We start from the raw sequence: 21,516 nt of genomic DNA, 5'->3' as shown, positions 1-21,516 counted from the left end.
AGCGATTCAATGAACAAACTTTAGGGGGCTAAACAATGAGAAAGCTGGCAATTGCAGTGATGAGTCTTTGCTTGATATTCGTGGCAGCCTGCGGCTCCGCAGGCAATAATGAGGCTGCGAACAACAAAGCGGCCAATGAAGGAAACAAAGCGACGGCGACTAATGCCGTGCAGGAGGAGACGAAGACGGAGGAAGCGAAGCCGGTTAAGCTTCGGATCTACGCGCAGTATGCCGATGACGATACCAAGCTTCCTTATGATTATGCGGTTGCGGAATTGAAGAAGGAAATGCCGAACGTCGAGCTGGAGCTGGAAGTACAGGCGCAAGATGACGGCCAAAAGCTGAAGACCTATGCGGCAACGGGGAACCTGCCGGATATTTTCCAAGCGGGGCTGGATATCATTACAACGTTCAAAAAATCCGGCAACATCCTCGAGCTGGATTCCTACGTTAGCGAGCTCGGCTTTAAAGACAAAATGTTCCCGAGCACGATGAACACGCTGGTAGCCGACGATGGACATACTTACGCGTTCCCGTATGCAGGCAATGAATTTGTACTCCTCTATTACAACAAAGAGCTGTTCGAGAAAAATGGCGTGAAGGTGCCGACCACCTACGATGAGCTGATGACGGCGGTTAAAGCATTTAATGCGGCTGGCATTACTCCGCTGTCGCTGTTTGCCAAAGAGAAATGGCCGACGGTTGCTTTGTTCGATATGTTCGTTACCCGCAATGAGCCGCAAGGTATTCTGAAGCTGGATAAAGGCCAAGCGAGCGCAAGTGATCCTGCTTACAAGGAAGCGGCTGAAAAAATTATCGAGCTTGTGAAAGCAGGCATGCTGCCTAAAGGGGCAACGAACCTGAATTACGATCAAGCAGCAGCCTTGTTCCATCAGGGCAAAGCAGCCATGTTCCTGAATGGAAATTGGGAAATTGCAGAATCGACGAAGCAGCTGGGAGACAAAGCAGGCTGGACGTACTTCCCAGGCAAAGACGCAGCAAACTACGAAGCAAGTAAATACGCGTTCAGCGGCGGCGGCGGTCCAGGCGGCTACGCTGTAAATCCGGATACGAAGGATAAAGATTTGGCAGCTAAGGTAGCCGCTTTCCTATCTCTTAAATTTGCGGAGTACAAATATACGGAGCGCGGCAATCCGATCGTAGCTACAAAGGTAGATAAAGCGATCATTACCGAATATCCTCCGATGATGAAGCAGCTCTCCGATGACATCGCCAAAATTACAAGCACGACTTCATTCGCATGGGGTCTGTCGGATGCTAAGTTTAAAGCAGCGTTAGAGGATGCGTCACAAAGCTTGATGACCGGCGCATACAGCGCGGAGCAATTTATCGAGGACGTGAACAAAGCCGTTCCAGCCGCGAAGTAGCAGCTGCGGAGGCAAGCAATAGATAAAGGGTAAACGAGGCGGAACTCACTCCCATAGGCATGAACGGGGTGGGTTCTAGCTCTCTTTAGCCGAAACGCGGAAACGGATGGATAGTCAGACTCGCAGAGGAAGTGATGAAATGAACAAATTTCTGGGGAACAAGACAGCGATACTTTTGTTTATATTGCCAGCTCTCCTTTTATATACCGTGATGGTATTTTACCCGATCGTCCAAACGTTTTTTCGCAGTATGTATGAGTGGGACGGCCTATCGGATGGCACTTTTATTTGGTTCGATAACTATACAAGATTGTTTCAAGACAGCTTGTTCTTTACCTCCCTTAAAAATGGTCTTATCTTCGCGGTTATCATTACGATAACCCAGATCGGAATCGGCTCCATTCTAGCTTTTGCGGTTGCCGACGCCAAGTTCAAGGGCCGCAAAATTTTGCGCATCAGCTTTTTTATACCGGTGGTTCTATCGATTACAGTCGTTTGCCAGTTATGGCTATCGATCTATAATGGCGAATATGGACTCATTAATAAAGTATTTGAATTACTTGGGCTTGAATACAAGCAGGATTGGCTTACGAGCAGCAAGTCGGCGATTATCGCGATTGCATTCGTGAATGCCTGGCAGTACATGGGCTATCACTTCGCCCTGCTGCTCGCGGGAGTAAAGTCCGTTCCTGAACAATATATGGAGGCCGCCCGCATCGACGGCGCAACGAAGCTGCAAGCGATTCTGAAAATCAATATTCCGATGATGGCGGAAACGTATAAATTTTGCTTGGTATTCGCCATTACGGGCGGGCTGAACGCCTTCGCCAATATGTACATTATGACTAGCGGCGGCCCGGGAACCTCGACTTATACGCTTACCTATCTCATGTACCGTTCTGCATTCCGAGTAGGAGAGTTTGGTTACGGCAGCGCGGCAGCGGCCATTCTCGTCATTGAATGTCTCATTGCAACGCTGATTATCAACCGACTGATTGCTAGAGAACGCATATCATACTAGAGGAGGCGGGCGAAGATGGCCTGGATGATGAAGCTTAGAAAAAACAACCCGAGCATGCCGATCTTTTTGTGGCTGTATGCGCTCTTATCGGTATATCCGCTCGTATGGATGATCTTTTATTCTTTGAAAAGCAACGATGAAATTTTCGTAACGAACCCATTCGGTCCGCCTGTACATTTGCGGTTTGAGAACTATGTAGAGGCATGGTCGAAATATAACGTTCCGGTTTATTTTATGAACAGCTTGCTGGTTGCGGCGGTTACGGTAGCGGGGGCTATTCTGCTCGCGGTCATGTTCTCGTATGCGGCGGCAAGGCTGCGCTGGCGTTTTAGCAAAATCGCTCATACGTATATCCTTGTGGGCATGTTCATACCGATCCAAGTCATTATGATTCCGCTTGCGATTCTTGTGAGGGATCTAAATTTGGCTAATACTTACGGGGCATTGATCATTCCTTATATTGCTTTTAATATTTCATTTGCTTCCATGGTGTTCTATGGCTTCTTCCGCAGCATTCCTATTGAGATGGAAGAGTCGGCGTGCATTGATGGTGCGAGCATTTACCGGACGTTCTTCAGTATTATGCTGCCGATCATTAAGCCTGCGCTCGCTACGATGGTCATATTTATTTTTCTGAATTCATGGAATGAGTTTACGATGGCCGTTATCCTTATTACCAAAGAAAGCCTAAAGACGCTGCCGCTTGGCTTGCTGTTTTTCCAAGGGCAATTTACGACGGATTGGGGCGCGATGGGAGCGGCGATGACGATTGCCAGCCTGCCGACGGTGCTGATCTACATCCTATTCAGCGAACAGGTTGAGAACGCGCTTACCGTCGGCTCGGCTGTAAAAGGTTAAGCTTTATTCGTTCTTTTTATAGACGCGATCTTCGGAGTTGCTGCTCACTAGTTCGCATTGGCCCGCTGCGGCAAGCTTGTCCATGTAAGCGGCAACGGCGATATAAATGCCGGGCTTGCCTGTAGACATCCGCGTATCCTGTATGAGCTTTTGCTCGATGAGGAAGTTGGAAATGGCAAGGGTGCTGATGCGGCCGTATTTGATAGCATCATCAACGACGCGCTGAGCTGAGGGAGACAGGTAGAAGGGGCTTGAGCGCTTCGCATCCGAGCTGCTTACCTCGCTGTCTCTTCGCGCAGCGGCGCCGAGCTTCCTGCCGGCTTCCTCGAAAGCGGACGCATCTTGATTTGGATTCGACGGATTCGCAGATGGCTCGTCGAACAAGAACGCGCCTTGGCTTTCTGCCTCCTCATCGAAGACGAAAGCGCCTTGGCTGTTGTCTGATTGATCGAACACGAAGGCCGCTTGGCCGTTATCCGTTTCCTCGAAGCTGAATGCCCCTTGGACAGCATCGTATTCTCCAAAATTAAAGGAACCTTGATCAGCGCTCGGCATATCGCTGTCATGGGCAGGTTCACTGCTATCCTCGATGCCGTAGCCGCTCGGAGTGTTCTCCGCCCCCGAACCGTTAGGCTCCTCGTCTTCGGATGAGGATGGATCGAAGTAAGTTAAAGCGGCTGCCAGCCGCTTTTTTCTGCTTGCGACATCAAGCTCATGCAGCCTTCTGCGGATACGGGCAAGCTGCCGATCGAGCAGCGGAAGCTTTGCATCGATTTGAGCCTGGATATCAGGCGGTACGTCAAGCTCAGCCGGCAGCGGCAGAAAAAGATGCTGGCCCAGCTGCCAGCCATCCCGGAACTTGATAAGCACTTCGTGCATTTCACCGTCCAGCACATCGAAACCCTTCATGATATCGGCGATGGCTTTCGCATCGATACCCGTATGCAGCTGCAGGTGCTCGATGCCAAAATAGCGAATTGTGTTCGTCGGTAAATGAAGCACCTGATGCTGATAGCGCAGCGAACGCCCGCACTCGCATTTCGTATGCGGTGAGACCTCGCCGCTGTCGGTAAATCCGATATAGTCCCATTCCTCGATAAATGATTCAATATCCTCAAACTGCGCATCCTCGGGGATGAACTGGCATTTTTTTCGCGCAAGCTGCCTTGCAAACAACGTTCTTCTGCCTCTGACAAGCTCATGATGCATGAAATGACGTTGCTCTTCGGACAGCTGCCCCATGATGTGATCGCGCTGCTCCAGCGTCATCTCATATTTCATAGCGCACCTCCATCGGTATAACTTAATCCTCTTATACGAGCCTTGCAGCATCGCAGAGGTTAGCTTTTCTTTTGCGGCATTAATTTCTTCATTATAGATGGGGCTGGACAATAAGTCATTAGAGACCTGTTTTGAAGCAAAATAGGAAGCGAATAAATGCCGTCGAATGAGCTGTCGTAATCGTATATAATGAAGGTTAGGTTCAGCGGCTTGCAAAGGAGCTGCCGCAGGGGGAGGTTGTTGCTGATGACCAGCAAGGAAAAAAAGCTTGATGCGCCCAAAATTCCGGATGCGCTCACGCCATTGACGGTGCCTGACTACGAGTGGGCGGATGAGTATGAGATTAGCGACAGGATCATTGAGGATTGCGGCATTCATAATCAATCAGCTTATAAGATTTGCATTGATAGAGCGGTGTTCCAAAATGTCGTGTTCCGGGCCGTGAGCTTACGGAAAGCAGAATTTACGGATGTTCAATTCGTCAATTGCGACTTATCGAATATCGATTTGAGCGAAGTGATTTTGCACCGCGTATCCTTTCATAATTGTAAGCTGCTCGGCATGGATATTACGGGCTCAACGCTGCGCAACGTTTGGTTCGAGCAATGTTACGCGGATTATGCCGTACTTCGATTCACCAACGCCAAGGGAGTCAAATTCGAGAAAACCTCGCTTGCCAAAGCGGATATGTCCAATATGACATTATCCAACTTTTACTTAAGGGAATCCAATATCGATCAAGCACAGTTTTCGCAGACTAAGCTCGGCGGCATCGATATTAGCAGCTGCGAGTTCAACAGCCTGGGTGCAACGATTGAGGATTTGCGGCGCTGCATCATATCGCCCGCGCAGGCGATTACGTTTGCCACGATTTTTGGGCTGGTCGTGGATGACGGCTTGTAATTGCTAAAGCAATAGCCATTCTAGAAAATGAGTGAGAATGACACCAGCGTGCGAGCAGGTGTCATCTTTTTTTTGAAGTAAAATGGCCTGGATATTATGAATTGGGATAATTTAGGTGGGTGAAAAAAGTGAACCTTAGTGAACTTATCAGTGGTTAGATTAGTGAAATAAGACAGCCTGACTGGAGTTCATTGCTGTTTATATTGTTCAGTTGAACAGGGGGGTTATCTTCGATATCATTCGTGTTGACGTTCTGCCATCCTAGTTGTAAGCGCATTCAGAGTGAGCGATCAACAAGCTTGAAGGAGGAATACGATTGTTTAAAAAGAAGAAATGGTTGTCTTTGGCACTGTGCTGCACGATGCTGGCGTCCTTTCTAACCTCATTGGCGCCAGCATATGCAGCGGGCGAAGGACAGGGGACAGCGGGAGCCGTATCAGACGAATTTACGGAGCAGGAGCTGAAGGATAACGACTACATTCTTTATTTCGTAAATGCAGGAGACGCAACGCCGGCTACCGCGGAGGGCTCGGATAAGCTTGGTCTCTATAGCTCTGTAACGGAGCAGGTGTATGGCGTTGATCCGGTAACGTCAAAAGCATGGGGCTTGGTCACGACCACAAGTGCGACAAGTGTACGCGATGCCTCGACAAAATCAGGCTCGTTAAGATATTACAACGGAACCCAAGTGAGAGATAAGGCTCTTGCTTACAACTTTGAGCTTCCGACAGGCGAATATGACGTAACGTTCGGCTTCAACAATCCTTGGAGCGGAAGAGGCGTCAATCTGCTGCTGGAAGGGAACAACGTATCGGGCGGCGATTTCGCGATCGGCGGTGACGGGGCAGAGAAGGTCGTCACCTACAGGAAGATCAGCGTAACGGACGGACAGCTGAATGTGCGCATTCAAGGGCCGGCAGCCGCCGCGCTCACAAACCATAATGATCCGCTGGTGAGCTATTTGATCATTAGGCAGAACATTACCGTTCCGCTCTCTGATTTAGACAATCAAATCGCCTCTGCAGAAGCAGAAGCGGCTAACACGGATTATACGCCTTACAGCCTTGCTGAGCTGAATCGTGTTATTCAGGAGAGCAAAGCGCTTAAACAGACGCTTGCGAGCGGCAGCGCTGAGATAACGGAGCCTGCGGTGCAGGAGCAAATTATCGCGGCTATCGCTGCTTTAAAGAAGGCGATAACGGAGCTTGCGATTAACGAGCCGTACAGTTCGTTTACGCCCGGCGCGGTATGGCGGGATACGAACGGCGCAGTCATTCAGGCGCATGGCGCAGGCATGATGTACGATGAGGAAACGCAGACCTATTACTGGTACGGCGAGGATAAGACTAACGGTTATTTACCGGCCAGAGGTGTGCGGGTATATGTCTCGAAGGATTTGTACAATTGGGAGGACAAGGGACTTGCGTTGACCGCGATTGAATCCGCGGACGATTTCGAGAACGATCCGCTCATTTCCGAGCTGTATGAAGGCAGAACGGATCAAGCGGATATTTTGAACGATATCGGCACGGACCGGATTATTGAGCGTCCGAAGGTTATTTATAACGATAAGACAAAAAAATACGTGATGTGGATGCATACGGACGGACCAAGCGCGACGTCTACAGCCAATTATGCGAAGGCTGAAGCGGGTTATGCGCTCAGCGATTCGCCGCTCGGGCCATTCGTCTATCAGGAGAGCCATCGCATGGACCGCGCTCCTGCAGGCGCTACCGATGACGGTCAGCCGAATCAGCCGGGCATGGCACGCGATATGACCTTGTTCAAGGATGATGACGGAACGGCATACTTGGTATATTCGAGCGAGGAAAACCTGACGATCTATATTTCCAAGCTCAATGATTCCTACACCGATGTCGTGGGCTGGCACAAAGATGGCAACGAAGAGCGCGATACGGAATACAAGGCGGTTCACGGCGTGGATTATGTTCGCGTATTTCCGCTTGCCCAGCGCGAAGCGCCTGCTTTATTCAAATATCAAGGCAAATACTACATGATTACATCCGGCGCGACCGGCTGGGCTCCGAACGTGGGCAAATATACGGTTGCCGACAATATTATGGGACCGTGGAAGGCGATGCGCGATGTTGCGCCGGGCAGCTCCACGACCTTTGGCTCGCAGAGCACGCAGGTTATTCCGGTCGATGCGGCTGCAGGGAAGTTCATTTATATGGGCGATCGCTGGAACCAGAATGATTTGGCGAATTCCCGTTACATTTGGCTGCCGATCGAGTTTGGCCAAAATGACGAGATTGCGCTCCGCTGGCAGGATGAATGGTCACTTGATGTATTAGACGGCATGGGGAAGGTAACGGTGAATACAACACTGCCTGCCAGCACGACCATCGGTACGGCGCCTGCGTTCCCAAGCACCTTGAATGTGACGTTGTCGGACGGAACGAGCAAGGATACGCCGATTGTATGGAGCGTAAGCGAAGCCGCCTTCCAGAAGCCAGGCTCGGTGCGTGTCAGCGGCACGCTGACAGAGCTTTCGAACAAAAAAGTGGAGCATCAGATGTACGTTATTCCGGAAGGCAGCGCCTATTTCGTCCATGCCGGCGGTGCGGAGACAGCCGATTATAAGGACATCATTGCCTTGATGGGTGAGGAAAACGTACTTAACGGAGAAAAAATCGATCAGAAATACGATCCTGCGAACAACCAAAGCTGGGGTTATGTCGGGGATAATACGCTGACATCGGGAACAAGCAGCGGTGATATTTTCACATCCCTGCGTTATTTGAAGAGCAATTCCGGCGATGATTTATCGTATCGCTTTGATATTGGAAACGGAAATTACGATGTGTATGTCGGTTTATATGATCCATGGTCCCAGTATTCCAACGGGCAGCGAATCGCCGATATTATTGTGAACGGTACGGTTAAGACAAATGGTTATGTCTTCACGGCAGCAACCGATGTGATGAGCTATGGCAATGTAGCCGTTGATAATGGGAAGCTGGAGCTGACGGTACATCGTTCGGCAAACGCGGGCGCATCCAGCTCCGATCCGCAAATTAGCTGGATTATGATTACAGAAAGCACAGGAGGCGTTATAGAACCGCCGCCATCCTCCGAGTCGGAGTTAATCGTGCATTATGATATGAGCGATTTGGACGGCACGACGGTAAAGGACAAGGCAGGTCAGCATGACGGCAAGTGGATGAATCCGGATAACGCGGAGTGGCTTAAGACCGATACGGCGGGTGCGATCAGCTTCGCCGGAGGCGGCACAAGCTCCTACATCGAAATGCCGCAGGGCATTTTGGATGGCTTGACGGATATAACCGTATCAGCGCTCGTTAATTGGAACGGCAAGAACGGAGCGGAATGGCTGTTTGCGCTTGGACAAAATGATACCCATTATTTGTACATGACGCCTAAATATAATGCCGACAGCACAGCGCGCTTCGGGATCGCAACCAATGGCTGGCGCAATGAAGTATCAACCAAAGCGCCGACGCTGCAATCCGGCAATTGGAAGCTCATAACTGCGGTCATGTCCGGAACGGACGGCAAGCTGACGCTTTATATCGACGGTACCGTGGTATCGTCCAGCACGGCAGGCGGGTTTACGCTCGATCAAATTAAACAAGCATCCGGCGCAAGCGGATTTATCGGAAAATCCTTTTATGCGGGCGATCCTTACTTTGGCGGAATGCTTGCGGATTTCCAAATCTATGACGGCGCATTGCTTGCTTCCGAAGTGAGYGAGCTGAAGGCAGAGGCGGATCTAAAAGCTGCAAGCCTGGAAGGACTGCTCGTGCAGCATGCGGCCGACCAATTGGATGCGGCAAATTTCCTTGGCGGGAATGCAAGCAAAGACACCGTTCAGACTGACCTGATATTGCCGTTGAAGGGTGAGAGCGGTACGACTATTTCGTGGCAATCAGCGAACGAGACGGTGATCAACTCTGAAGGAAAGGTTACAAGACCTGCATCGGACTCGCAAAATGAATCCGTTGTGCTGACAGCCGTCCTGACGGACGGGAAGTCAACAGCGACAAGAACCTTTGCCTTCACGGTGCTGAAGCAGCTGAATGATAGCGAAGCTGTTGCGAAGGATGCAGCTGCATTAATGATTTATAACATTAATGATGTACGTGGCAATCTAACGCTGCCTGCAGCAGGCGAGAATGGTACGACCATTTCATGGTCCTCGGAGAAGCCTTCCGTCGTTACATCAACGGGCGAGGTGAAACGGCAGGCTCATGGCAGCGGAGACACAACGGTGAAGCTGACGGCTTCCGTTGTGAAAAACGGCGTTTCGCTAACGAAGGTTTTTGCGGCAAACGTAAAGGAGCTTCCGAAGGATGAGGCTTATGCAGGGTATATGTTCAGTTACTTTACGGGTGAAGGCACCGCGAATGGCGAGCAGGTCTATTTCGCATTAAGCGAGGGCAATGATCCGCTCCACTGGCAGGAAATGAACGAAGGCAGGCCGGTCCTGAGCTCAGGCTTAGGCGACAAAGGCGTCCGCGATCCATTCATCATTCGCTCCCCCGAGGGAGATAAGTTCTATTTAATCGCAACGGATTTGAAAATGAACGGAAGCAGCGACTCGCAGGAGGGAGTTGCTGCGGTTAACGATGCTGGCGTCATAACGGGTATCGCGAAGGTAGTGCTGTCATCACCGCAACGACGGCGGACGGCGGATTCATGGCGGTTGTGACTGTGACCGTGGAGAAAAAGGTAGGCACGGGTGGAGAGACGACTCCGACACCAACGCCAACACCAAGTCCAAGTCCGACACCAAGCCCAGGCACGGAGCCGCAGCCGAGCTTCTCGGATACTGCCGGGCACTGGGCAGCCGACTCCATCAACAAGCTTGCGGAGCAAAGCATCTTGGGAGGCTTCCCGGATGGCAGCTTCAAGCCCGACAAACAGATGAGCAGAGCGGAATTCATGGCGGTCATGTACAGATTGCTCGATTTGAATACCGAAGACGGCGACGCCGGCTTTGAGGATATCTCATCTGCGGCCTGGTACAGCAAATACGTGAAGGGATTATCCGAAGCGGGAATCGTAACGGGCTTCCAAGACGGAAGCTTTAAGCCGAGTCAAGAGATGACGAGAGAGGAAGCTTTCGTTATTTTGTACAGAGCGCTTAAGGAACAACTGGTAACGCCGGCTGATGCCAACAAGGCGGCCTTTACGGATGAAGCGGGCGTATCAAGCTGGGCGAAGGAAGCTATTTCAGCTTTGGCGGAGTCTGGTATCATTAAAGGCTACGAGGACGGCACTCTGCGGCCAAAAGAAAAGATTACGCGCGCCGAGATTGCGGCGATTGTGGCTAGCTTTATGAAATAAGGTTGATTATGAAAGGCATCCTTAGGTTTAGGATGCCTTTCGTTTATTTTTGAGGAATAAAAATGATATACTGTTGTGAAAAGAATCGATTATTATGGAAAACGATGATATGATTTAAATAACGAAATAAGACGATAATTGCACGTATGTAGGAGGCTATTTACAAATGGAGTACATCAGTACAAGAGGAAATGTTGGCAAAATAGGATTTATCGATGCGTTTATGATGGGCCTTGGCAATGATGGAGGTCTGCTTGTTCCGAATGAAATTCCGGTTATTTCAGCAGAAACCTTAAAGGAGTGGCAGGAGCTTAGCTATCAAGAGCTTGTGCTTGCCATTTTCTCGTATTATACAAACGGTGAAATTCCAGAGCAAGATCTTAAAGATATGGTGTACGCGAGCTATTCTAACTTCCGTGATCCGGAAGTAACGCCGGTGCGCAAATTGAAGGACGATCTCTATTTGCTGGAGCTGTTCCACGGTCCTACCTTTGCGTTTAAAGATATCGCCCTGCAGTTTATGGGTCAATTGTATACGTACGTGGCGGCTAAGCAAAACAAAAAAATCCACATTCTCGGAGCAACCTCCGGCGATACGGGCGCTTCGGCAATCGAAGGCGTTAAAGGCAAGGACGGCATTAAAATTTGCATCCTGCATCCGCATGGCAAAGTAAGTAAAGTGCAGGAGCTTCAAATGACGACGGTTCAGGAAGATAACGTGCTGAATCTATCGGTAGACGGCAACTTTGACGATTGCCAGCGCATGATTAAGGATCTATTCGCGGATCTCGACTTCAAAGCAAGCAACCATTTGGCTGCGATTAATTCAATTAATTTCGTGCGGATTTTGGCACAGACGGTATATTATTTCTACGCTTACTTCCAAGTCGCGAAGCAAACGGATGCGAAGCAAGTAAACTTTAGCGTGCCAACCGGCAACTTCGGTGATATTTTCGCAGGCTACTTGGCGAAGCGTATGGGCCTTCCTGTCGGCAAGCTGATTCTGGCTACCAACGAAAACAATATTTTGGAGCGCTTTATCTTGGAGGGGGTGTACAAGCCTGGGGATTTCCGCAGCACGTACAGCCCGTCGATGGATATTCAGGTAGCAAGCAACTTTGAACGCTACTTGTATTATGTGCTTGGCGAGGATGCAGCGCAAATTCGCACGCTGATGGATCAGTTCAAGGCGGAGGGACAAATCGTCATTTCCGGGGATGCGCTGAGCAAGGTGCAAGCGGAATTCGGCGCGCATGGCGTGCAAGGCCAAGAGTGCTTAAGCACTATTAAAAAATACGAAGCGGAAAACGGCTATCTGCTCGATCCGCATTCAGCTTGCGGCGTAGCTGCAGCTGACAAATACAGCAATGGCAAGGAAATCACGGTATCGCTTGCAACAGCTCATCCGGCTAAGTTCAATGAAGCAATCGAGCTTTGCGGCATCGAACAGCAATTCCCTGAACAAATTGCTTCATTATTTAACAAAGAACAGCGTCAGACTCGCGTAGACGGTTCGCTTGCTGCGGTAGTCAGTGAACTAGAAGCGTTTTATAACGCTAAATAAATAAGAGACAGCAGTAAAGCTGCAGCCAAAGGAGCAATCCTAACGGCTGCGGCTTTTTTGTTTGCAAAGCTGAAAATGGGTAAATATGTTACAATTTCGATGTGATTTTAAGGATAGAAGGATAGATCTTATTCGAATTAGAAAGGAATGATTAGACTTGCAGCTGCATCATTCAACGATTACTTCGATTACGCCACAAGGACTGTCCTATTTAAATTTTGAGGAGAATGAACATTTTATAGATTTTTTTGAATGCAGTAAAAACTGGATTCTTTACATGAATAGCAGCAAGGATTCGGAAGTTTATTTGGAGGAGCATGAGAGTGTATGCGTTGCTTGGAGAGATGCTTTCTCTAAGCCACCATACATTGAATTTTTTACAGAACCAAGGATTCGGTTTGTTTATCCGCACAAACGAAGTATCTATGAGTGGATAATGAAGCAGCGTTCAATGCAAGGCTATGCCTATTTTAGGGAAACATGTGACCAGATCCGAGAAAATGGATGGAGTACATTTGATTTAGGCTGAATGAGAGTAATGTATATAACTTTACAGAAATATAACCGGATGGTAATATAACGATATGAAAAATGATAAACTATTTGAAGCGCTGGCCGAACCTCATCGGAGAACGATTCTTGATCACTTGCGTGAGCAGGAGCGCTCTGTAGGGGAGCTTGTAACGATATCGGCGCTGAGTCAGCCCGGCGTATCGAAGCATCTGCGCATATTGCGCGAGGCAGGACTCGTAACCGTGCGAAAAGACGCGCAGAAGCATTTGTACCGACTTAATGCGAAACCGTTAGAGGAAATACAGGATTGGCTGACGCCGTATCAACAGTTTTGGTCGAACAAGCTGGATGATTTGGAGAGACTTCTTGATGGGGAGGAATAATATGCTGGCAGTTATACAAACGGTTGAAAATGGATATGAGGTTCGTTTCGAGCGTCATTTGAAACATTCCGTCGAGAAGGTATGGTCATGGCTTACGGATAACGATAAGCTCGCGAAATGGTTTTCTGAGCTTAGCGTCGATGAACTGCGTGAAGGCGGAGTCATTAAGTTTGATATGCAGGACGGAACCTTTGAAGAAATGGAGATTTTGGAGCTTAAGCTGTATGAGGTGCTTGAATATACATGGGGCGAGGATCGTGTTCGATTTGAATTATATCCTGAGCCGAGCGGCTGCCGCTTGGTATTAACGGAGAAGCTCACGAAAGTTACGGCCCACACGCCAAGGGATATTGCCGGTTGGGATGTATGCTTGGATGTCATTGAGGCGCTTCTGGATGGCAGGGTTATCGAATCCCGTAAAGACATATGGCAGGTCAAATACGAACAGTATGTACAAGCATTCGATAATATTACGAAGGATTAACCCCGTTAATAAAAGAAGCTGCCTTTAGGCAGCTTTTTTCATCACCTTTGCGAAAATGCAGAATAAAATACAAGCAAAATCAATCGCTGTATTTTATAAAAATAATGATTTGCAGTGAGTGAAAGTATTTGTTAACCTATATGCAATATAAAAAAAGGCGATGACGAGAAGAGTAGATAATCGGATTCCTTCACAGAGAGCCCCGGCAGCTGAAAAGGGGCAAGGAAAAGCTTATTGAAACAAGTCTCTGAGCATCACATCGGAACCTGGATAAGGGGATGCTGTGACAGGAGCTCCTGTTATAGAGCTAGAGTATAAGCATCCATAGGTGCCGTACTTGAAGAGGTTAATATGGCGACATATTAATGAATCTGGGGTGGTACCGCGAAAAATTTCGTCCCCAAGACGCGAAGTCTTGGGGGTGGGATTTTTTTTTATTTTCGCAGGTGATCAGCTTAAAGGACGAATATTAGCCTAACTATGGAGGTTTGACTATGAGTAATGATAGAGAACCAATCGTTGAACATTTTTTAGACAAAATCATTAACGAGGATATTCAAGCAGGCGTCTTTACTCGGGAAATGTGCACGCGTTTTCCGCCTGAGCCGAACGGATACCTTCACATCGGCAGCGCCTATGCGATTCACACGAACTATACCGTCGCGCAAAAGTATAAAGGGAGCTTCCATTTGCGTTTTGACGATACGAATCCTTTAAAAGAGGATATTGAATACGTGAACGCGATTATTGACGATATCGAGTGGCTAGGCTACAGCCCAGGGCGCCATATTTATTATGGCTCGGACTATTCGGATGCCATTTATAACGCCGCTGTTACGTTAATTAAGAAAGGAAAAGCTTATGTCTGCGACCTATCGCCAGCTGAAGTGACTGAGTACAGGGGGACGCTTACTGAGCCTGGCAAGGACAGTCCATTTCGAAGCCGATCCATTGAAGAAAATCTGCGGTGGTTTGAAAATATGAAGAACGGTGAATATGGAACCGGCACAAGGGTGCTTAGGGCGAAAATTAATATGAGCGCTCCGAATATGAACCTAAGGGATCCTGTCATCTACCGCATTATCCATTCGGAGCATTATCGCACAGGAAATAAATGGTGTATTTATCCGATGTATGATTTTGCCCACCCGATTCAGGACGCCATCGAGGGCATTACGTATTCATTATGTTCCATTGAGTTTAAGGACCATCGACCTTTGTACGAGTGGGTGCTGCAGGAGCTCGAGTTTACGGAGCCACCTAAGCAAAGAGAGTTTGGAAGGCTGAATATAACAGGCGTGGTAACGAGTAAACGTTATTTAAGGCAGCTGGTAGAGGAAGGGTTCGTAGATGGCTGGGACGATCCGAGACTGCCGACGATCCGCGGACTTAGAAGAAGAGGATTTACGCCGGAGAGCATTCGGAGCTTTATTAGCGAAATCGGGATGATTAGAGCTCAGAATTCGGTTGATATTGCCATGCTGGAGCATGCGGCGAGACAGGATCTGAAAGCGAAGGTCAAGGGTGCCATGGCGGTACTGCATCCGCTAAAGGTGGTCATTACCAATTATCCGGAAGGCAAAACGGAGCTGCTGACGATGGATAACAACAGCGAGAATGAAGCGCTCGGCAAACGGGAAGTTCCTTTTACGCGAACGCTTTACATCGAACGGGATGATTTTATGGAGCAGCCCTCCAAAGGGTTCCACCGATTATCGCCGGATGCTGAGGTTCGGCTGATCGGCGCTTATTTCATCAAATGCGAGGAAGTCATTAAGGATAAGGAAACGGGGAACATCGTTGAGCTGCGCTGCACATACGACCCGCAAACCAAAAGCGGAACGGGATTTACCGGCCGTAAGGTCAAGGGGACCCTTCATTGGGTGTCAGCGGATCACGCGATACTGGCGGATGTTCACTTGTACGATCGTTTGCTGCTTGATCATGTCTCGCCAACGGATGAAGGCTTTGCCTGGGAAAGCACCATTAATCCTGCATCATTCATCGCGTTAAAGAATTGTATGATTGAACCGAATATGAAAAATCAAAAGCCCGAGGATAAATGCCAATTCTTGCGCCATGGTTATTTTTGCGTAGATAAAAAGCACACAACGGAGAAGAAGTTAGTGTTTAACCGCATTGTGCCGCTGAAGGATACATGGCGAAAAAATTAACGGTTTGCATACTCGATTGCTCCAGGCTCGCGCCTGATCAGCAAACAAGCTAACTTAAAAAGAACGGACCCGCGTCGATAAACGATCTGGCAGGGCCGTTCTTTTTATTTGCTTACAGATCTAAGCCCATTCCCGGTTTGGAATGGAATGGCCCAAAGTCAAGGAAGCTTGCCGGTTACGGAAGGCTTCCTTTTGTAGTTATTTCCTGACCCAGCCGTCTTCAATTTCCAATTCGCGGATTACTTTTGCAGGGCTTCCGCCAGCCAATACATTGTTAGGAACATTTTTATTCACGGTACTCTTGGCCGCGATAACGGAATTATCACCGATTGTGACGCCCGGTAGAATAGTGCAATCCGCTCCAATCCATACGTTATTCCCGATGGTTATGCTTCTGCTGAGTTCACCTTTATCGCTAGAATCAATATGATGGTAATTACTGTCGAAAATACTCGTTCTTGGACCAATCTTGACGTTATCTCCAATGAGGATTTCTTTATTAGCCGCAATCCCCACACCTGCATTAACGTATACGTTGTCTCCGAATGTCAGGTTCGCCCCCTTGGTGCTTGTAATTTGGACAGCCCATGGATGTCCTACGATGGAAAGATTCTTTCCAACCTGGATGGCTCCTATTTTATTTACGAACACTTTTCCGCGCAGCCTTGGAGCTGGCTTCCCGAATTTGTAGAGTCCTTTCAGTTTGTACAGTACAGTGCTAAACGCCATATAATAGCCTCCGATTCCTAATAGTACGCTTTTCGCATATTATATCAGAAAATTAAGGAGTTTATCGATTAAAGTTATTCAAAATGAATAATATTTAATATAGAAATTTTATTAAAAATGGTAAATGTAACCTAGGATTATTAAGGGCGTATCAATAATGTGGATGTAATCAAAAAAGTGAGGTGCAGTACATTGCCAATAGAGAAAGTTAAAATGGTAACTTCAAAAGGGATGCTGCAATATAACATTAGCGGAAACGGCAAACCGAATATAGTATTGATTAACGGCGGTTCGGGACCGATCGAAGGCTGGATGAAAATACTGCCGGAAATTTCGGAATCGTCATCTGTATTTTCGTATAACCGTTTTGGTGTTACGGGCAGTGAACATCCGAAAGAAGCTCAAGATGGAATAACGATTGTAGAAACTTTGCGGGAAGCTTTAAACATAGCAGGGTTTGAGCCTCCATTCTTGCTAGTTGGACATTCATTAGGGGGATTATATGCAAATTTATATGCGAGGCTTTATCCAAACGAAGCAGCAGGCATTGTCTTTTTGGAATCAAGCCATCCGAAAGATATAAACCTTGATCAATATCAAGGCAAGATTGTAAAAACAATGAACAAGATGTTATCCATGTTTGATTCCTTGTCGCCCCATAAACAATTTAATGAAGTTAATTTTGTAAAAAAAACCGTGGACCAAATTCATCAAATAGACCGTTTTCCGAATATCCCCTTATATGTGGTGACAGGCGGGAAAGAAAATCGTATGATGCCAGAGGAAGTTCGTAAGAAACGATTGGAGAATCAATTGGACTTGCTTTCATTATCAAGAGGCAGCAAACATATTATCGCTGAAAAAAGCGGACATTTTCCTCAATTGTCGGAGCCGAGAGTCGTCATTGATACGATCAAGGCTGCGGTGGAACAAATAAAACAAGCAAAATAGGAGGTTTGAATGTTACGTTCAAGGATTCGGCGAGTCATTGCAGCAGCGGTTCTGATCCTTATGCTCATGCCGGCAGCAGCTAATGCTAACGGAGGTCCTTTGTTTGAGCCGGCAACCGGCCATGGCCTGCTGCAGCTGGATGAAGATTCCGATATCAGCTTAGTTCGCGAGAAGGTTGTTTTTAGCATCAATAATAGCACTGGCCGCAAGCAAAGCCATGCGGAAATAAACGTTCAGTATCAGCTTTACAATAACTCCGATACGGATAAGGAAGTTACTGTTTTGTTTTTAACCCCTTCAAAAGAGGTATTAACCGTATTGGATGGGGACAAGCAGATCGAAACAAGTATTGCTCCCGAAGGCAGGCCTGTGAATTGGCATGCTCCGGTAAAGAGCACAGTGACGGAACCATTAAGCGGCAAAGAGCTTCGCATCGCAAGTTACGGGGCAGACCAAGCCATCGGGACGCGAATCCCGCTGAGCTTCGGACCGGGCGAGAAGAAAAATGTGGCCGTGCGGTACGAAGAGGACGGCGGGATGTATGAAAAACGCGTAATCAACACCATTTATTCTCACCTCTATTATCTTACACCCGCCGAGTTTTGGGAGGGGGAGCCCCAGGTAGAGCTGGAAATACGGCTTAACGCGGAGGGCGGCAAGCTATATTCAAATCTTCCGATGGAGCAGGCCAGCCCGAAAGTGTTTAAAGCCGCTTTTAACGAGTTGCCGAGCGAAGACTGGTATTTTTCATATCTTTACCCGAAAAGGCTGCTCTTTCCGACGAACATCGAGAAGGATCATAACCTCCTGATATTGGGAACAGCCGCTGCGCTAGCCGTCATTGCAGCAGGTTTTGCGCTTATATTAAAAAAAAGCATGGTATTTACGATGAGCATGCTTGGGATTTTGGGGTTTACGGTGTATTATATTTCGAGGATGGGTGGTTATCCATTTAATGCAATCTTTGTGACGTTTACCGATATTGCGGTAGGCGCGGCACTGCTTTTATGCGACACGCTTATTCGAAAAAGGATTCGTAAACGCAGAGACATGAATAAAACCGTTTAGCCGCCGGCAGATCTCTTTTAAAATAGAGCGATTCGACGTAAACTGTAGGAAACCATAGAGGAGAGAGCTATATGACAAACGAAGCATTATTGATCAATCATGATGATTTATTGGCGGATTTGGAATACCGGGGACTCGTGCAGCAATTTACCAACCGCGAGGAATTACATAAGAAGCTTACGAACGAGCGTGTCGTGCTGTACTGCGGTTTTGACCCGACTGCGGACAGTCTTCATATCGGAAGCTTGCTTCCCATTCTATGCTTGCGCCGGTTCCAACAAGCTGGACATATACCGCTTGCCCTCGTTGGAGGAGGAACAGGCTTAATCGGGGATCCGAGCGGCCGCTCATCGGAGAGATCGCTGAATACGGCAGATACGGTAGCGCAGTGGACAGAAAGCTTGAAGCGCCAGCTGTCGCGCTTTCTTGATTTTGAAATTGCGGAAAATCCGGCAAAGCTTGTGAGCAACTATGATTGGATTGAACCGCTTGATGTGATCACCTTCTTACGCGATGTCGGCAAAAACTTTACGGTTAACTATATGCTCGCGAAGGATTCCGTGGATTCCAGACTGTCGTCCGGCATTTCCTTCACGGAGTTCAGCTATATGATTTTGCAAGCATACGACTTCCATAAGCTTCATCAGGAGCATGGCTGTTCCCTGCAAATCGGCGGCAGCGACCAATGGGGCAACATTACGGCCGGTCTAGACCTGATCGGCAAAATGGGCGGCGGTGACGCGTACGGCATGACGATGCCGCTAGTTACGAAAAGCGACGGAAAAAAATTCGGTAAATCCGAATCAGGCGCTATCTGGCTTGATCGCTCGAAAACGTCGGCGTATCAATTTTATCAATTCTGGATCAATACGGAAGATAATGATACCATTAAATTTTTGAAATACTTCACCTTCCTCTCCCGTTCGGAAATCGAGGCTTTGGAGGGCGAGCTTCAAGCGCATCCGGAGAAACGCGTGGCGCAGCGTGAGCTTGCGCGTGAGATCACCCGTCTTGTTCATGGGCAAGAAGCGTTGGACAGCGCGGAAAAAATTACGCAGGCTTTCTTCTCGGGCGATGTAAACCAGCTGAGTGAAGCCGAGCTTATCGAAGCCCTGCAGGACATGCCTACAACGGTTATCTCGAATAGGAACGAGATTGCGCTTATGGATCTCCTTATCGAATCCGGAGCAGCTCCGTCCCGCCGCCAAGCCAAACAAGATATTACGAGCGGCTCGATCTCGATTAACGGAACAAAGCAAACGGATGTTGAGGCAATTGTGAGCGCGGAGCAAAGGCTGCACAGCAAATTTGTCGTGCTGCGCCGCGGGAAGAAAAACTACTTCTTGATTCGCTTCGAATAGAAGCTGGCCGAGAATGGAAAGCAGGCTCCCATCATTTGAACTGCACCCCAATTGTTAGACACCATCTAACAATCTGGAGGTGCAGTTTTTTTGTCTAAGTTTAATATGAATTTGAAAATAGAGGCTATTCATCGTTATTTGTCAGGGAATGAAGGAGTGAAAAGCATTGCGAAAGCACTAGGCATCAATCATGAGGTCTTACGAATGTGGATAAAGCAATACGAACACCACGGCGAGAAAGCTTTCGAAAAATCCTATACAGCTTACAGCATCCCATATAAACTAGACGTACTCAACTTTATGAAAGAGAATGGGACGTCTCCAAATGAAGCAGCTGTCATCTTCAATATCTCTTCTCCAGGGGTTATTCGCAGATGGCGCAGCCAATTTAATGCAGATGGAATCGACGCCCTAAAACCAAAGCCAAAGGGGCGTCCACCATCCATGACGGATAAAAAGAGAACCAAAAGACAAGAACCTGCCGAGGGCTCAGTTGAAGCTCTACAAGCTGAATTAGAACGTTTGCGTATGGAAAACGCCTATTTAAAAAAGTTGAATGCCTTAGTTCAAAACAAGGAAAAATCACCAAACAAGACAAAGCGCAAGTAGTCTATGAATTAAGGCTCAAATTCCCGGTGATTGAATTGCTAAAGCTCGCTGAAGTCCCACGTAGCACCTTTTATTACTGGATGAAACAGTTTGGGAAGCCAGACCCAGACGAAGAACTGAAACTCCTTATTCAATCCATATATGAGGAACATCAGGGATGTTATGGATATCGTCGTATTCGTGATGAACTAGTTAATCGGGACCACCGAGTTAATCATAAAAAAGTGCAACGTATCATGAAAGAATTAGATTTGAAATCTGTGGTACGTATGAAGAAATATCGTTCCTACAGAGGAACAGTAGGTAAAATTGCGCCTAACGTGCTGGATCGTAATTTTCAAGCAGATAGGCCAAATGAGAAGTGGGTTACCGATATTACGGAATTTAAGTTGTTTGGTGAAAAGCTGTATGTATCACCTGTTCTGGACTTRTTTAACGGCGAGATTATCACCTACACAATAGGGACTCGCCCTACCTATTCCTTAGTCTCCGAGATGCTAAATAAGGCCTTTAAACGCTTATCTGACGAGGATGAACTCCTCCTGCATTCGGATCAAGGCTGGCACTATCAGATGAAGCAGTATCAACATGCTTTGAAGAAACAAGGAATTACCCAAAGCATGTCGCGCAAAGGAAATTGTTACGATAACTCGGTAATGGAAAACTTTTTTGGCATTATGAAGTCGGAGTTTCTTTATCTTAATGAGTTTGAAAGTGTAGATCACTTTAAGCAAGAACTAGAACGATACATTGATTACTACAATCACAAACGTATCAAGTCAAAATTAAAAGGCATGAGCCCGGTACAGTACCGAGCTCATGCCCAACAGGTTGCATAAAAATATTTGTCTAACTTTAAGGGGTCACTTCACATTGGGAGCCTGCTTTTTTTGCTTAT

16 protein-coding genes and 1 other annotated feature are annotated in these 21,516 nt (G+C 47.7%); of the genes, 14 read left to right on the top strand and 2 right to left on the bottom strand.

Going from position 1 to position 21,516, the window contains the following annotated elements; translation table 11 throughout:
• The first annotated feature begins 35 nt into the window (after positions 1-35).
• The 3 genes from AC1DLI_RS13100 to AC1DLI_RS13090 all read left to right on the top strand — a co-directional run bounded on the left by AC1DLI_RS13100 (position 36) and on the right by AC1DLI_RS13090 (position 3,267).
• Positions 36-1,388: an ABC transporter substrate-binding protein gene (locus AC1DLI_RS13100; protein WP_477603194.1), complete on the top strand. Its 1,353-nt coding sequence runs from the start codon at positions 36-38 to the stop codon at positions 1,386-1,388.
• A 139-nt stretch (positions 1,389-1,527) separates the two neighbouring features.
• Positions 1,528-2,409: a carbohydrate ABC transporter permease gene (locus AC1DLI_RS13095; RefSeq protein ID WP_477603192.1), complete on the top strand. Its 882-nt coding sequence runs from the start codon at positions 1,528-1,530 to the stop codon at positions 2,407-2,409.
• Between the two features lie 15 nt (positions 2,410-2,424).
• The gene (locus AC1DLI_RS13090; RefSeq protein WP_477603190.1) at positions 2,425-3,267 is read left to right on the top strand and encodes a carbohydrate ABC transporter permease; all 843 of its coding nucleotides are present in this window, start codon (positions 2,425-2,427) and stop codon (positions 3,265-3,267) included.
• 3 nt (positions 3,268-3,270) lie between these two features.
• Here the strand turns inward: AC1DLI_RS13090 and AC1DLI_RS13085 are convergent, their stop codons facing one another.
• Positions 3,271-4,548, bottom strand: coding sequence for a hypothetical protein (locus AC1DLI_RS13085; RefSeq protein WP_477603188.1), 1,278 nt, complete (start codon positions 4,546-4,548; stop codon positions 3,271-3,273).
• Positions 4,549-4,794: 246 nt separating this feature from the next.
• Here AC1DLI_RS13085 and AC1DLI_RS13080 point away from each other — a divergent pair, with 246 nt between their 5' ends.
• The 7 genes from AC1DLI_RS13080 to AC1DLI_RS13050 all read left to right on the top strand — a co-directional run bounded on the left by AC1DLI_RS13080 (position 4,795) and on the right by AC1DLI_RS13050 (position 15,900).
• Entirely contained in the window at positions 4,795-5,451 is a 657-nt protein-coding gene (locus tag AC1DLI_RS13080; RefSeq protein ID WP_477603186.1) for a pentapeptide repeat-containing protein, read from the top strand.
• A 316-nt stretch (positions 5,452-5,767) separates the two neighbouring features.
• Entirely contained in the window at positions 5,768-10,144 is a 4,377-nt protein-coding gene (locus AC1DLI_RS13075) for an immunoglobulin-like domain-containing protein (protein WP_477603184.1), read from the top strand.
• Positions 10,132-10,782, top strand: a complete 651-nt coding sequence (locus AC1DLI_RS13070) for an S-layer homology domain-containing protein (protein WP_477603182.1) — start codon at positions 10,132-10,134, stop codon at positions 10,780-10,782. The genes AC1DLI_RS13075 and AC1DLI_RS13070 overlap by 13 nt, the downstream gene beginning before the upstream one ends.
• Positions 10,783-10,948: 166 nt before the next feature.
• Entirely contained in the window at positions 10,949-12,346 is a 1,398-nt protein-coding gene (thrC, locus tag AC1DLI_RS13065) for a threonine synthase (RefSeq protein ID WP_477603180.1), read from the top strand.
• A 584-nt stretch (positions 12,347-12,930) separates the two neighbouring features.
• Positions 12,931-13,242 carry an ArsR/SmtB family transcription factor gene (locus AC1DLI_RS13060; protein WP_477603178.1) on the top strand — a complete coding sequence of 104 codons (312 nt, stop codon included), beginning with the start codon at positions 12,931-12,933 and terminating at the stop codon, positions 13,240-13,242.
• Position 13,243: 1 nt separating this feature from the next.
• A complete protein-coding gene (locus AC1DLI_RS13055) occupies positions 13,244-13,726 on the top strand; it encodes an SRPBCC family protein (protein ID WP_477603176.1) in 483 nt (160 codons plus the stop codon).
• Between the two features lie 151 nt (positions 13,727-13,877).
• Positions 13,878-14,131: a binding site (T-box leader), on the top strand.
• Between the two features lie 89 nt (positions 14,132-14,220).
• Entirely contained in the window at positions 14,221-15,900 is a 1,680-nt protein-coding gene (locus AC1DLI_RS13050; RefSeq protein ID WP_477603174.1) for a glutamine--tRNA ligase/YqeY domain fusion protein, read from the top strand.
• Between the two features lie 198 nt (positions 15,901-16,098).
• Here the strand turns inward: AC1DLI_RS13050 and AC1DLI_RS13045 are convergent, their stop codons facing one another.
• Entirely contained in the window at positions 16,099-16,629 is a 531-nt protein-coding gene (locus AC1DLI_RS13045; RefSeq protein ID WP_477603172.1) for an acyltransferase, read from the bottom strand.
• Positions 16,630-16,842: 213 nt separating this feature from the next.
• Between AC1DLI_RS13045 and AC1DLI_RS13040 the strand changes: the two genes are divergently transcribed.
• The 4 genes from AC1DLI_RS13040 to AC1DLI_RS13025 all read left to right on the top strand — a co-directional run bounded on the left by AC1DLI_RS13040 (position 16,843) and on the right by AC1DLI_RS13025 (position 21,457).
• Positions 16,843-17,580 carry an alpha/beta fold hydrolase gene (locus AC1DLI_RS13040; RefSeq protein ID WP_477603170.1) on the top strand — a complete coding sequence of 246 codons (738 nt, stop codon included), beginning with the start codon at positions 16,843-16,845 and terminating at the stop codon, positions 17,578-17,580.
• A gap of 9 nt (positions 17,581-17,589) precedes the next feature.
• The gene (locus AC1DLI_RS13035) at positions 17,590-18,648 is read left to right on the top strand and encodes a hypothetical protein (RefSeq protein WP_477603168.1); all 1,059 of its coding nucleotides are present in this window, start codon (positions 17,590-17,592) and stop codon (positions 18,646-18,648) included.
• 71 nt (positions 18,649-18,719) lie between these two features.
• A complete protein-coding gene (gene tyrS, locus AC1DLI_RS13030) occupies positions 18,720-20,009 on the top strand; it encodes a tyrosine--tRNA ligase (protein WP_477603166.1) in 1,290 nt (429 codons plus the stop codon).
• 90 nt (positions 20,010-20,099) lie between these two features.
• Positions 20,100-21,457 (top strand): IS3 family transposase gene (locus AC1DLI_RS13025; protein ID WP_477603164.1). Its coding sequence is split into 2 segments (ribosomal slippage): positions 20,100-20,553 and positions 20,553-21,457, totalling 1,359 coding nucleotides; the frame shifts between segments, so codons are not numbered across the junction.
• Positions 21,458-21,516 lie beyond the last annotated feature (59 nt).

Source organism: Paenibacillus sp. 01T443, from assembly GCF_056398325.1.
The sequence above is the reverse complement of the archived record's forward strand: the minus strand, read 5'-3'. Positions and strand labels throughout refer to the sequence as shown.